The organism is Streptomyces sp. 7N604 (assembly GCF_052245475.1).
In the GTDB taxonomy this organism is placed as follows: domain Bacteria; phylum Actinomycetota; class Actinomycetes; order Streptomycetales; family Streptomycetaceae; genus Streptomyces.
Genome location: NZ_JBQQBX010000005.1, coordinates 308,711 through 322,082, shown reverse-complemented (window position 1 = coordinate 322,082; position 13,372 = coordinate 308,711). Strand labels below are relative to the sequence as shown.

Below are 13,372 nucleotides of genomic sequence, written 5' to 3'. Positions count from 1 at the left end.
GTGTGTCCCCAGGACGGTCCAGGCACCGGAGGGGCGCCGTCCCCACACCACTTCGTGGCCGCCCGCGTACGACGACCGATGCGGAGCGGTTGGACAGGGAGAAACGAGAAGGTGGCAGCACCGAAGAAGGGCCGGAGGTCCTCGGGGGCCCAGGGCAGGCCGGGGCGCGCCCTGGCGCTGATCCTGATCGCCATCGTGGCGCTCACCGGGGGGATGTTCCTCTCCGGGCACAACACGCCGCGACTGGGCATCGACCTCGCCGGCGGCACGAGCATCACGCTCACGGCGAAGAACCAGCCGGGCGAGAAGAACGCGATCAACCCGACCAACATGAACACCGCGGTCGGGATCATCGAGCGCCGCGTCAACGGTCTGGGCGTCTCCGAGGCCGAGGTCCAGACTCAGGGCGACAAGAACATCATCGTCAACATCCCCCGGGGAACGAACGAGAAGCAGGCCAGGGAGCAGGTCGGCACGACCGCCCAGCTGTACTTCCGCCCGGTGCTGACGATCGCCCAGGGCACCAAGACCCCTGAGCCCTCCAAGAGCCCCTCGGGCACGGACAAGGCCAAGGGCGGCGGCGAGAAGGCGAGCAGCGGCGACGAGGCCACGTCCTCGGCCACGCCCTCCTCGAGCGCCACCACCCAGGGCCGCGCCGTCACCGGCGCGCTCAAGGCGGACGAATCGCCGAAGGCGGCTCCCTCGCCCTCCGGCTCTCCCTCCGGCCAGCCGTCCCAGCCCCCGGCCCCCGAGCCGCAGCCGGGCGCCGGCATCCCCGCCGACCTGCAGAAGAAGCTCGCCGCGCTGGACTGCTCGAAGCCCGAGACGCGGGTGCAGGCGGGTCAGGGCGACAAGCCGGCCGACGCCACCGTCGCGTGCAGCGAGGACGGGGCCGCGAAGTACGCGCTCGGCCCTGCCGACGTCGAGGGCGTCGACGTCGACGACGCGAAGGCCGCCTTCGACCAGCAGCGGGGCACCGGCTGGATCGTCACGCTCGACTTCAACGACAAGGGCGCCAAGAAGTTCGCGGGCTCCACCGGCAAGCTGGCGTCCAAGCAGCAGCCGCAGAACCAGTTCGCCATCGTCCTGGACGGCGAGGTCGTCTCCGCGCCCAGCGTCTCCACTGCGATCACCGGCGGCAACGCCGAGATCTCCGGCAGCTTCACCCAGCAGAGCGCCGAGGACCTCGCCAACGTCCTGTCGTACGGTGCGCTGCCGCTGAGCTTCGACGAGTCCAGCGTCACCACCGTGTCCGCCGCGCTCGGCGGTGAGCAACTGCAGGCCGGCCTCATCGCCGGTGCCATCGGCCTCGCGCTGGTGATCATCTATCTCGTCGCGTACTACCGCGGCCTGGCGTTCGTCGCCATCCTCAGCCTGATGGTCTCCGCGGCCCTCACGTACACGATCATGACGCTCCTCGGCCCCGGCATCGGCTTCGCGCTGAACCTGCCGGCGGTCTGCGGTGCGATCGTGGCGATCGGCATCACCGCCGACTCGTTCATCGTGTACTTCGAGCGCATCCGGGACGAGATCCGCGAGGGCCGTACGCTCCGCCCGGCGGTCGAGCGCGGCTGGCCGCGCGCCCGGCGCACCATCCTGGTGTCCGACTTCGTGTCGTTCCTCGCCGCCGCCGTGCTCTTCATCGTCACGGTCGGCAAAGTGCAGGGCTTCGCGTTCACCCTCGGCCTCACCACGCTGCTCGACGTCGTCGTGGTGTTCCTCTTCACCAAGCCGCTGATGACGCTGCTGGCCCGGCGGAAGTTCTTCGCGAGCGGCCATCCATGGTCCGGCCTGGACCCGAAGCGGCTCGGCGTCAAACCCCCGCTGCGCCGAGGCCGCCGTACCCCCGTCGTTCCGACCGACCCGAAGGAGGCGTGAGATGTCGCGCCTTGGCAGCATCGGCGCCCGCCTCTACCGCGGTGAGGTCGGCTACGACTTCGTCGGCAAGCGGATGATCTGGTACGGCCTGTCCGTCCTGATCACCATCACGGCCATCGTCGGGCTCGGGGTCCAGGGCCTGAACAGGGGCATCGAGTTCTCCGGCGGTGCGGTCTTCACCACCCCGAAGACCAGCGTTTCCGTCACTCACGCCCAGGAGGAGGCCGAGAAGGCCTCCGGGCACGACGCCATCGTGCAGCAGCTCGGCGGCGACAGCCTGCGCATCCAGATCAGCGAGATCGACACCGCGAAGGCCGACCAGATCCGCGAGGACCTGGCCGAGGACTTCGGCGTCCCGGCGCAGGACATCAACGCCGAACTGGTCGGCCCGAGCTGGGGCGAGCAGATCGCCAACAAGGCCTGGCTGGGCCTGGGCATCTTCATGGTCCTGGTGGTGGTCTATCTGGCCATGGCCTTCGAGTGGCGCATGGCGCTGGCCGCCCTGGTCGCCCTGATCCACGACCTCACGATCACCGTCGGCATCTACGCCCTCGTCGGCTTCGAGGTCACCCCGGGCACCGTCATCGGACTGCTGACGATCCTCGGCTACTCCCTCTACGACACCGTCGTCGTCTTCGACGGTCTGAAGGAAGCCAGCAAGGACATCACCAAGCAGACCCGCTACACGTACAGCGAGATCGCCAACCGCAGCCTCAACGCGACCCTGGTCCGCTCCATCAACACCACGGTCGTGGCGCTGCTGCCGGTCGCGGGCCTGCTGTTCATCGGCGGCGGTGTGCTCGGCGGCGGCATGCTCAACGACATCTCGCTGTCGCTGTTCGTCGGCCTGGCCGCCGGCGCGTACTCCTCGATCTTCATCGCAACGCCGCTGGTCGCCGACCTGAAGGAGCGCGAGCCGGCGATGAAGGCCCTGGCCAAGCGGGTGCGCGCCAAGCGCGCCTCCGCCGCAGCCAAGGCCGAGAACGAGCCGGAAGGCGCGCCGCAGGACGCCGCCCCGGAGGACGCCGTCCCGGGCGGCGAGGAGGCCGCGGCCGTGGTCGGCCAGCGCGGCCGCCCGGCGCCCCGCAGCGGCGGCGGCCGCCGGGGCCGCCCGTCGGGGAAGCGCCGGTGACGGCAGTGGAGCGGGAGGTGCCCATGGAGGACCTGAAGGACCAGCTCCTCGCCCGCATCCGGGACGTGTCGGACTTTCCGGAGCCGGGCGTGATGTTCAAGGACATCACCCCGCTGCTCGCCGATCCGGCGGCCTTCGGCGCCCTGACCGCGGCGCTCGCGGAACTGTGCGTCCGGCACGGCGCCACGAAGGTCGTCGGCCTGGAGGCGCGCGGCTTCATCCTGGCCGCGCCTGCGGCGCTCCAGGCGGGTCTCGGCTTCGTGCCCGTCCGCAAGGCGGGCAAGCTGCCCGGCGCGACCCTCTCGCAGGCGTACGAGCTGGAGTACGGCATCGCCGAGATCGAGGTGCACGCCGAGGACCTCACGGCCGACGACCGGATCATGATCATCGACGATGTGCTCGCCACCGGCGGCACCGTCGAGGCCTCGATGCAGCTCATCCGCAGGGCGGGCGCGAAGGTCGCGGGAGTGGCGGTCCTCATGGAACTCGGCTTCCTCTCCGGCAGGGACCGCCTCGAGCCCGCACTCGGAGGCGCTCCGCTGGAGGCCCTGATCACGATCTGAGATCACGGCTGAGATCACCGCCTGGGATCATGGCTGAGATCAGTCGTGGATCACGGTCCGAGACAGCGCGGGCACAGCCCGTACGGACAACTCGTACCGGCGCAAGGGGCGGGCGCCCGCAGGACCGGGTGCCCGCCCCTTCGCCGTGCCCCGGCTGCCCGGCTCCCGACTTGTTCCGCGCGCCGGGTCGATACCATGGGGATCTCCGGACCTGATCGGAGGGCCGGACGATCCCTCCTGGCACGCCGTCGGCGAGGAGGGGCACACCCGAGGAGTGCTCTTGCCCGACAAGGCCCAGCCGCTTGCCGCCGCGCAACCGGAGCAGCCCACCGCCGAGGCCGGCGACTCCGCCGCCGCGGAGGGCACGCCCGCGCCTGCGACCCCTGCGACTTCCGCGGCCACGCCCGAGCCTCCGGCCGAGCGGCCGAACGGCGCCGTGACCGGCACCACCGGGTCTTCCCCGGCTGGCCGTCCGGCGCAGGGCCCCGCCGCCAGGTCCGCCTCCTCCAACCGGGTCCGCGCCCGCCTTGCCCGCCTCGGCGTGCAGCGCTCCAGCCCGTACAACCCGGTCCTCGAACCGCTGCTGCGGATCGTCCGCAGCAACGACCCGAAGATCGAGGCGGCGACGCTCCGCCAGATCGAGAAGGCCTACCAGGTCGCCGAGCGCTGGCACCGCGGGCAGAAGCGCAAGAGCGGCGACCCGTACATCACGCACCCGCTCGCCGTGACGACGATCCTCGCCGAGCTCGGCATGGACCCGGCGACGCTGATGGCGGGCCTGCTGCACGACACCGTCGAGGACACCGAGTACGGCCTGGACACCCTGCGCCGCGACTTCGGCGACCAGGTCGCCCTGCTGGTCGACGGCGTCACCAAGCTCGACAAGGTCAAGTTCGGCGAGGCCGCGCAGGCCGAGACCGTACGCAAGATGGTCGTCGCCATGGCCAAGGACCCGCGCGTCCTGGTCATCAAGCTCGCCGACCGGCTGCACAACATGCGCACCATGCGCTACCTGAAGCGGGAGAAGCAGGAGAAGAAGGCCCGCGAGACCCTCGAGATCTACGCCCCGCTGGCGCACCGCCTGGGCATGAACACCATCAAGTGGGAGCTGGAGGACCTCGCCTTCGCGATCCTCTACCCCAAGATGTACGACGAGATCGTGCGGCTCGTCGCCGAGCGCGCGCCCAAGCGCGACGAGTACCTGGCGGTCGTCACCGACCAGGTGCAGGGCGACCTGCGCGCGGCCCGGATCAAGGCGACCGTCACGGGGCGGCCGAAGCACTACTACTCCGTCTACCAGAAGATGATCGTCCGCGGCCGCGACTTCGCGGAGATCTACGACCTGGTGGGCATCCGCGTCCTCGTCGACACCGTCCGCGACTGCTACGCGGCGCTCGGGACCATCCACGCGCGGTGGAACCCGGTGCCCGGGCGGTTCAAGGACTACATCGCGATGCCCAAGTTCAACATGTACCAGTCGCTGCACACGACGGTCATCGGGCCCAGCGGCAAACCGGTCGAGCTGCAGATCCGCACCTTCGACATGCACCGCCGCGCCGAGTACGGCATCGCCGCCCACTGGAAGTACAAGCAGGAAGCCGTCGCCGGTGCCTCGAAGGTGCGCAGCGACGCGCCGAGGAGCAAGGCCGGCAAGGAAGACGCCATCAACGACATGGCGTGGCTGCGGCAGTTGCTGGACTGGCAGAAGGAGACCGAGGACCCGGGCGAGTTCCTGGAGTCCCTGCGCTTCGACCTCTCCCGCAACGAGGTCTTCGTCTTCACCCCCAAGGGCGATGTCATAGCGCTGCCCGCGGGCGCCACGCCCGTCGACTTCGCGTACGCCGTGCACACCGAGGTCGGCCACCGCACCATAGGGGCCCGGGTCAACGGGCGGCTCGTACCGCTCGAATCGACCCTGGACAACGGCGACTTGGTGGAGGTCTTCACCTCCAAGGCGCCCGGAGCCGGCCCGTCCCGCGACTGGCTGGGCTTCGTCAAGTCCCCGCGCGCCCGCAACAAGATCCGCGCGTGGTTCTCCAAGGAGCGCCGCGACGAGGCGATCGAGCAGGGCAAGGACGCCATCGTGCGGGCGATGCGCAAGCAGAACCTGCCGATCCAGCGGATCCTCACCGGCGACTCGCTCGTCACGCTCGCGCACGAGATGCGCTACCCGGACATCTCGGCGCTCTACGCAGCCATCGGCGAGAGCCATGTCTCGGCGCAGAACGTCGTGCAGAAGCTCGTTCAGGCGCTGGGCGGCGAAGAGGCGGCCAACGAGGACATCGCCGAGACCGCACCGCCGATCCAGCGCCGCACCAAGCGCCGGTCCAGTACGGACCCGGGTGTGGTCGTCAAGGGTGTCGACGACGTGTGGGTCAAGCTCGCCCGCTGTTGTACGCCCGTACCCGGCGACCCGATCATCGGCTTCGTCACGCGCGGCAGTGGCGTATCGGTTCACCGCGCCGACTGCGTCAACGTCGACTCGCTGTCGCAGCAGCCCGAGCGGATCCTCGAGGTCGAGTGGGCGCCCACGCAGTCCTCGGTCTTCCTGGTCGCCATCCAGGTCGAGGCGCTGGACCGCTCCCGGCTGCTCTCCGATGTCACGCGCGTGCTGTCCGACCAGCACGTCAACATCCTCTCCGCGGCCGTCCAGACCTCCCGCGACCGGGTCGCCACGTCCCGCTTCACGTTCGAGATGGGCGACCCGAAGCATCTGGGCCATGTACTGAAGGCCGTACGGGGCGTGGAAGGCGTCTACGACGTCTATCGCGTGACATCCGCCCGCAGGCCATGAAAATCACCTCGTGAAGCTGCCCCCGGCGCCATGCGCCGGGGGCAGCTTCACGAGATGGGGAGGCGGCGGCGCTCAGCCGCCGAACTCCTCCAGGCCCTTCAGCGCCTGGTCCAGCAGCGCCTGACGGCCCTCGAGCTCCTGCGAGAGCTTGTCTGCCTTGGCGTTGTTGCCGGCCGCGCGCGCCTGGTCGACCTGCTGACGCAGCTTGTCAACGGCCGCCTGCAGCTGGCCGGTCAGCCCCTCGGCACGGGCCCGCGCCTCGGGGTTCGTACGCCGCCACTCGGTCTCCTCGGCGTCCTGGATGGCGCGCTCCACCGCATGCATCCGGCTCTCGATCCTGGGGCGGGCGTCCCGCGGCACGTGCCCGATGGCCTCCCACCGCTCGTTGATCGCGCGGAAGGCCGCCCGCGCCGCCTTGAGATCGGTGACCGGGAGCAGCTTCTCGGCCTCGGTCGCGAGCTCTTCCTTGCGGGTCAGGTTCTCCCGCTGCTCGGCGTCGCGCTCGGCGAAGACCTCGCCGCGCGCCTGGAAGAACACGTCCTGGGCGCCGCGGAAGCGGTTCCACAGGTCGTCCTCGGCCTCGCGCTGCGCGCGCCCCGCGGCCTTCCAGTCCTGCATCAGCTCGCGGTACCGCGCGGCGGTCGGGCCCCAGTCGGTGGAGTTGGACAGCTCCTCCGCCTCGGCGACGAGCTTCTCCTTGATCCTGCGGGCCTCCTCGCGCTGCGCGTCGAGCGCCGCGAAGTGCGCCTTGCGCCGCTTGGAGAACGCCGAGCGGGCGTGCGAGAAGCGGTGCCACAGCTCGTCGTCGGTCTTGCGGTCCAGGCGCGGCAGGCTCTTCCAGGTGTCGACCAGGGCGCGCAGGCGCTCTCCCGCCGCCCGCCACTGCTCGCTCGCGGCCAGCTGCTCGGCTTCGGCGACCAGGTCCTCCTTGGCCTTCCGGGCCTCTTCCGCCTGCCGGGCCTTCGCCGCCTTGCGCTGCTCGCGGCGCGCCTCGACCTCGCCCGCCAGCTTGTCGAGCCGCTGGCGCAGCGCGTCCAGGTCGCCGACCGCGTGGTGCTCGTCGACCTGCTGGCGCAGGTGGTCGATGGCGGTGGTCGCGTCCTTCGCGGACAGGTCGGTGGTCCGCACCCGCCGCTCGAGGAGGCCGATCTCGACGACCAGCCCGTCGTACTTGCGCTCGAAGTAGGCGAGAGCTTCCTCGGGAGATCCCGCCTGCCACGATCCGACGACCTTCTCTCCCTCGGCCGTCCGCACGTACACGGTCCCCGCGTCATCGACGCGGCCCCATGGGTCGCTGCTCACAGCGCCTCCTCCACATGATGCTCGCGCACGGGCATGCGGCCCGCCGGGCATCGTCCACAGTTTCGTCACCGCCAACATAGGCGAATGACGGGTCGGCTGTCCGCATCCAGCACGACCGAAATTTCACGTTCGCGCGTGTCAGGACTTGCGGACCGTCGCCTTGTCGATCACGACCGTGGCGTTGGGCGCGGTGTTCTGAGCGGCGTCCGGCGCGGTGGCTCCGGCGTCGGCGATCTTCTTCAGCACGTCCTTGCCGCCGGTGATGGTTCCGAACGGTGTGTAATCAGGCGGAAGCTGGCTGTCCTGGTAGACGAGGAAGAACTGGCTGCCGCCGGTGTCCCGGCCCTGGCCGGTCTGGGCGTTGTACTGGTTGGCCATGGCGACGGTGCCCGCCGGGTAGACGTTCCCTTTGAGCCTGCGGTCCTTGAGGTTCTCGTCCGGGATCGTGTAGCCGGGGCCGCCCTGTCCTGTGCCCTTCGGATCACCGCACTGCAGCACGTAAATACCACCTGTCGTCAGGCGGTGACACTTGGTGTGGTCGAAGAAGCCCTTGCCCGCGAGGAAGTTGAAGGAGTTCACGGTGTGCGGCGCCTTGCCGGCGTCCATCTCGATGTCGATGTCGCCGCAGGTGGTCTCCAGCTTCATCGTGTACGTCGCCGACTTGTCGATCGTGACAGCGGGCTCCTTCTTCCACTGCTGGGTGCCGGGCGAGCCCTTGGCGGGCTTGCCGCAGGGGTCGGGGGCCTTGGTGGTGGGAGACGGTGACGGGGCGGCGCTGTCGTTCTCTTTGTCCCCGCCGAAGCTGCCGGCCGTGTAAGCCGCCGCGCCCGCGGCGAGTACGACGGCCAGGCCGCTCGCGATCACCACGTTGCGGCGCCGCGCCTTGCTGCGCTGCTGGGCGCGCCGCTGCTGCTGCCGCTCGTACTTCTCCCGGGCGAGCTGCCGCCGCCGCTGGTCCTTCGTGGCCACCGTGTCCTCTCCCTGTGTGCTCGCGTGGGCCTGTGTCGGCCGTGATGTGAGCCGTACCGTATACGGGTTCGCTGTGTCCCGGGCGTCGCCGGTAGGCTCTGAACTGCTCAGATTGCTCATGCTGGACGACACTTAAGGACGATCGTGCTGATTGCCGGGTTCCCGGCCGGGGCCTGGGGGACCAACTGCTACCTGGTCGCCCCCGCCGCGGGCGAGGAGTGCGTGATCATCGACCCGGGCCACGAGGCCACCGAGGGAGTCGAGGAGGCGCTGCGGAAGCACCGCCTCAAGCCCGTCGCCGTCGTCCTCACCCACGGCCACCTCGACCACGTCGCCTCGGTCGTCCCGGTCTGCGGTGCGCACGACGTCCCGGCCTGGATCCACCCCGCGGACCGCTACATGATGAGCGACCCGGAGAAGGCGCTCGGCCGGTCGATAGGGGCGCAGTTGCTGGGCGAGCTGACGGTGGGGGAGCCGGACGACGTCAAGGAGCTGTCCGACGGCGCCGAGCTGAAGCTGGCGGGCCTGGAGTTCACGGTCGCGCACGCGCCTGGCCATACCAAGGGGTCGGTGACCTTCCGGATGCCCGAGGCCTCCGACATCCCGTCGGTCTTCTTCTCGGGCGACCTGCTGTTCGCCGGCTCCATCGGACGCACCGACCTGCCCGGCGGCGATCACGCCGAGATGCTCGAGTCGCTGGCCCGTGTGTGCCTTCCGCTCGAGGACTCGACCGTGGTCCTGTCCGGCCACGGCCCCCAGACGACCATCGGCCGCGAGCGCGCCACCAACCCGTTCCTGCGCGAGGTGGCGGCCGGCCTCGGAGGCGGCGGAACCGCCGCTCCACGACGAGGAATGTGACGACTTCTCCCGTGAGCACCTTCAAGGCCCCCAGGGGCACGTACGACCTGATCCCGCCGGATTCCGCGAACTTCCTCGCCGTGCGCGAGGCCATCGCCGCGCCGCTGAGGCGCGCCGGATACGGCTACGTGGAGACGCCCGGCTTCGAGAGCGTCGAGCTCTTCGCGCGCGGGGTCGGCGAGTCCACGGACATCGTGACCAAGGAGATGTACACCCTCACCACCAAGGGCGGCGACGAGCTGGCGCTGCGCCCCGAGGGCACCGCCTCCGTACTGCGGGCGGCGCTTGAGGCAAATCTCCACAAAGCGGGCAATCTTCCGGTCAAGCTCTGGTACTCGGGCTCGTACTACCGCTACGAGCGCCCGCAGAAGGGGCGTTACCGCCACTTCTCGCAGGTCGGCGCCGAGGCGATCGGGACCGAGGACCCGGCGCTGGACGCCGAGTTGATCATCCTGGCCGTGGACGCGTACAAGTCCCTGGGCCTGAAGAACTTCCGGCTGCTGCTCAACTCCCTCGGGGACAAGGAGTGCCGACCCGTCTACCGCGCCGCGCTCCAGGACTTCCTCCGCGGCCTCGACCTCGACGAGGACACGCGCAGGCGGGTCGACATCAACCCGCTGCGGGTGCTCGACGACAAGCGGGAGGCCGTGCAGAAGCAGCTCACCGGCGCGCCGATGATGCGGGATCACCTGTGCGAAGCCTGCAAGGCCTACCACGAGCAGGTGCGCGAGCTGCTGACGGCGGCGGGCGTGGCCTTCGAGGACGACCCCAAGCTGGTACGGGGCCTGGACTACTACACCCGCACCACCTTCGAGTTCGTCCACGACGGGCTCGGCTCGCAGTCCGCGGTGGGCGGCGGCGGCCGCTACGACGGGCTGTCCGAGATGATCGGCGGGCCCGCGCTGCCATCGGTCGGCTGGGCGCTCGGCGTGGACCGTACGGTCCTGGCGCTCGAGGCGGAGGGCATCGAGCTCGAACTACCCGCCCCGACCCAGGTGTTCGCGGTGCCGCTGGGCGAGGAGGCCCGGCGCACGCTGTTCGGCGTCGTCACCGAGCTGCGGCGGGCCGGGGTCGCCACGGACTTCGCGTACGGCGGCAAGGGCCTGAAGAACGCGATGAAGTCCGCGAACCGGTCGGGTGCGCGGTACGCGCTCGTGGCGGGCGAGCGGGATCTCGCGGACGGCGTCGTCCAGCTCAAGGACCTGGAGAGCGGCGATCAGGCACCGGTGGCGCTGGACGCGGTCGTGGCGGAGCTGCGGGGGAAGCTGGGCTGACGCGGGCGGGGCTGACGCCAGGACCGCCCGGCGCCGGTCCTTGTGGTCGCCGGTCCTTACGTTGATCGAACGCCCACCGGGCGACGATGGCCGGACACGGTCACTCGTGCGGTGGGCCAGCCCCTGCGAGTGCCCGTACTGCGGCACAATGTGCGTGTCCGGCAGGGCGTAGTCCCTCGGCAGCATCCTTCGGCAGCGACGGAAACGGCGATATGGCGACGACACTGGTTGACGACGTGTCCACCGACGGGGACGAGCGGGAGCGCGGCAGCCGCGAGGCTGTCGGCAGCGGCCGGGGCCTCGCCTGGCTGCTGGTGATCACCGCTGCGGCGGGGCTGCTGGCCTCGTGGGTGATCACGCTTGACAAGTTCAAGCTGCTCGAGGACCCCAACTTCCAGCCGGGCTGCAGCCTGAACCCGATCGTCTCGTGCGGCAACATCATGAAGAGCGAGCAGGCCGAGGCCTTCGGGTTCCCGAACCCGATGCTGGGCCTGGTCACGTACGGTGCGGTGATCGCGATCGGGATGGGCCTGATCGCGGGGGCCCGCTACCGCCGCTGGTTCTGGCTCGGGCTGAACGCGGGCACGCTCTTCGGCGTCGGCTTCTGCACCTGGCTGCAGTACCAGTCGCTCTACGTCATCGGCTCGCTGTGCCTGTGGTGCTCGCTCGCCTGGATCGCCACGATCGTGATGTTCTGCTATGTCACGAAGCACAATGTCGAGCAGCGCTTCATCCCTGCGCCCGAGGGGCTGCGGCGGGGCCTGAAGGAATTCCACTGGGTGCCGCCGGTGGTCTGGATCGGCATCATCGGCATGCTGATCCTGACCCGCTGGTGGGACTTCTGGACGGGCTGATCGCAGGTCCTCCTCGCCACCGCACTGACAAAGGCTCTTGATCCCAGGCCACCGGCCCCCGGCCGCTGGCTCCCGGCCCCCGGCCCCCGGCCCCCGGCCCCCGGCCGCCGGCTCGGCGGCCGGGGGCCTTGTCAGTGGGGTGTCATAGGCTGCGCAGCGTGGAGCCCGACCTGTTCACCGCAGCCGAAGAGGACCGCCGAGAGAAGGATCCGGCCAGCAGTCCGCTGGCCGTGCGGATGCGTCCGCGGACCCTCGACGAGGTCGTGGGGCAGCGGCATCTGCTGCGCCCCGGCTCGCCGCTGCGCCGGCTCGTCGGCGAGGGGGCGTCAGGCCCCGCCGGTCCGTCCTCCGTGATCCTCTGGGGCCCGCCGGGCACCGGCAAGACCACCCTCGCCTACGTCGTCAGCCAGGCCACCAACAGGCGCTTCGTGGAGCTCTCGGCGATCACCGCGGGCGTGAAGGAGGTGCGGGCCGTCATCGAGGGCGCACGCCGCGCCTCGGGCGGCTACGGCAAGGAGACGGTCCTCTTCCTCGACGAGATCCACCGCTTCAGCAAGGCCCAGCAGGACTCCCTGCTCCCAGCGGTCGAGAACCGGTGGGTCACGCTGATCGCGGCGACCACCGAGAACCCGTACTTCTCGGTCATCTCCCCGCTGCTCTCCCGGTCGTTGCTGCTCACCCTGGAGCCGCTGACGGACGAGGACCTGCGGGGGCTCGTCCACCGGGCGCTGGCCGAAGAGCGCGGGCTCGGCGGCGCGGTCCGGCTGCCGGAGGACGCCGAGGCGCACCTGCTGCGGATCGCGGGCGGAGACGCCCGTCGGGCGCTCACCGCCCTGGAGGCGGGGGCGGGTTCGGCGATAGCGAAGGGCGAGGACGAGGTCACCCTCCAGTCCTTGGAGGAGGCCGTCGACCGCGCGGCCGTGAAGTACGACCGCGACGGCGACCAGCACTACGACGTCGCGAGCGCGCTGATCAAATCCATCCGCGGCTCGGACGTCGACGCGGCGCTGCACTACCTGGCGCGGATGATCGAGGCGGGGGAGGACCCGCGGTTCATCGCGCGGCGGCTGATGATCTCGGCGAGCGAGGACATCGGCATGGCCGACCCGACGGCGCTGCAGACGGCGGTGGCCGCGGCCCAGGCGGTGGCCATGATCGGCTTCCCGGAAGCCGCCCTCACGCTGAGCCATGCCACGATCGCGCTCGCCCTGGCGCCGAAGTCCAACGCCGCCACGACCGCCATCGGCGCCGCGCTCGCGGACGTACGGGCGGGCCTGGCGGGCCCGGTGCCGCCTCACCTGCGGGACGGCCACTACCAGGGCGCGAAGAAGCTCGGCAACGCCCAGGGCTACGTGTACCCGCACGACGTCCCGGGCGCCATCGCCGCCCAGCAGTACGCCCCGGACACCATCCGGGGCAAGCAGTACTACCAGCCGACGCGCTACGGGGCGGAGGGCCGCTACGCGGACGTCGTCGAGCGCGTCCGCGCCCGCCTCCGTGGCGAGCCGCCACCGCGACGCGCGGACACCGCGCCCCAGGCCGGCGCGGGCGTGCCCGCTCCCCCTGCTGCGCAGACCGACGCGGACAAGCGGGCACCAGGCGAGCCGGCCAAGCCCGCGCCTGCAGCGGCGCCGCGGGACGGGGCGCCGTCGGGTGCTGACGGCATGCCCGCGAAGGCCCCAGAGCCCTCGGACCAGCCCGCGGCCGAAACCGCCTGAATCACCACTCCTCCGGCGCAGCTCTTCCCA

Annotated in this window: 10 protein-coding genes; 8 read left to right on the top strand and 2 right to left on the bottom strand. The window is 70.7% G+C overall.

The window, feature by feature from the left end; all coding sequences use genetic code 11:
• Nucleotides 1–111: 111 nt before the first annotated feature.
• The 4 genes from secD (at nt 112) to ACTWP8_RS08120 (ending at nt 6,367) form a co-directional block, all read left to right on the top strand.
• Nucleotides 112–1,878: a protein translocase subunit SecD gene (gene secD / locus ACTWP8_RS08135; RefSeq protein WP_443321447.1), complete on the top strand. Its 1,767-nt coding sequence runs from the start codon at nt 112–114 to the stop codon at nt 1,876–1,878.
• 1 nt (nt 1,879) lies between these two features.
• Entirely contained in the window at nt 1,880–3,010 is a 1,131-nt protein-coding gene (secF, locus tag ACTWP8_RS08130) for a protein translocase subunit SecF (RefSeq protein WP_443321446.1), read from the top strand.
• Nucleotides 3,011–3,033: 23 nt separating this feature from the next.
• Nucleotides 3,034–3,573, top strand: coding sequence for an adenine phosphoribosyltransferase (locus tag ACTWP8_RS08125; RefSeq protein ID WP_443321467.1), 540 nt, complete (start codon nt 3,034–3,036; stop codon nt 3,571–3,573).
• Between the two features lie 280 nt (nt 3,574–3,853).
• The gene (locus ACTWP8_RS08120) at nt 3,854–6,367 is read left to right on the top strand and encodes a RelA/SpoT family protein (RefSeq protein ID WP_443321445.1); all 2,514 of its coding nucleotides are present in this window, start codon (nt 3,854–3,856) and stop codon (nt 6,365–6,367) included.
• Nucleotides 6,368–6,439: 72 nt separating this feature from the next.
• Here the strand turns inward: ACTWP8_RS08120 and ACTWP8_RS08115 are convergent, their stop codons facing one another.
• Together ACTWP8_RS08115 and ACTWP8_RS08110 are read right to left on the bottom strand one after the other, a co-directional pair.
• A complete protein-coding gene (locus ACTWP8_RS08115; protein WP_443321444.1) occupies nt 6,440–7,669 on the bottom strand; it encodes a DUF349 domain-containing protein in 1,230 nt (409 codons plus the stop codon).
• 138 nt (nt 7,670–7,807) lie between these two features.
• Nucleotides 7,808–8,638: a peptidylprolyl isomerase gene (locus ACTWP8_RS08110; protein WP_443321443.1), complete on the bottom strand. Its 831-nt coding sequence runs from the start codon at nt 8,636–8,638 to the stop codon at nt 7,808–7,810.
• A gap of 144 nt (nt 8,639–8,782) precedes the next feature.
• Here ACTWP8_RS08110 and ACTWP8_RS08105 point away from each other — a divergent pair, with 144 nt between their 5' ends.
• From ACTWP8_RS08105 to ACTWP8_RS08090, 4 genes are all read left to right on the top strand, one after another.
• Complete coding sequence (locus ACTWP8_RS08105; protein ID WP_443318074.1) at nt 8,783–9,496, top strand: MBL fold metallo-hydrolase; 714 nt, start codon at nt 8,783–8,785, stop codon at nt 9,494–9,496.
• An 11-nt stretch (nt 9,497–9,507) separates the two neighbouring features.
• The gene (gene hisS / locus ACTWP8_RS08100; protein WP_443321442.1) at nt 9,508–10,770 is read left to right on the top strand and encodes a histidine--tRNA ligase; all 1,263 of its coding nucleotides are present in this window, start codon (nt 9,508–9,510) and stop codon (nt 10,768–10,770) included.
• A 212-nt stretch (nt 10,771–10,982) separates the two neighbouring features.
• Nucleotides 10,983–11,624, top strand: coding sequence for a vitamin K epoxide reductase family protein (locus tag ACTWP8_RS08095; protein WP_443321441.1), 642 nt, complete (start codon nt 10,983–10,985; stop codon nt 11,622–11,624).
• A 158-nt stretch (nt 11,625–11,782) separates the two neighbouring features.
• Nucleotides 11,783–13,342 carry a replication-associated recombination protein A gene (locus ACTWP8_RS08090; protein ID WP_443321440.1) on the top strand — a complete coding sequence of 520 codons (1,560 nt, stop codon included), beginning with the start codon at nt 11,783–11,785 and terminating at the stop codon, nt 13,340–13,342.
• Nucleotides 13,343–13,372 lie beyond the last annotated feature (30 nt).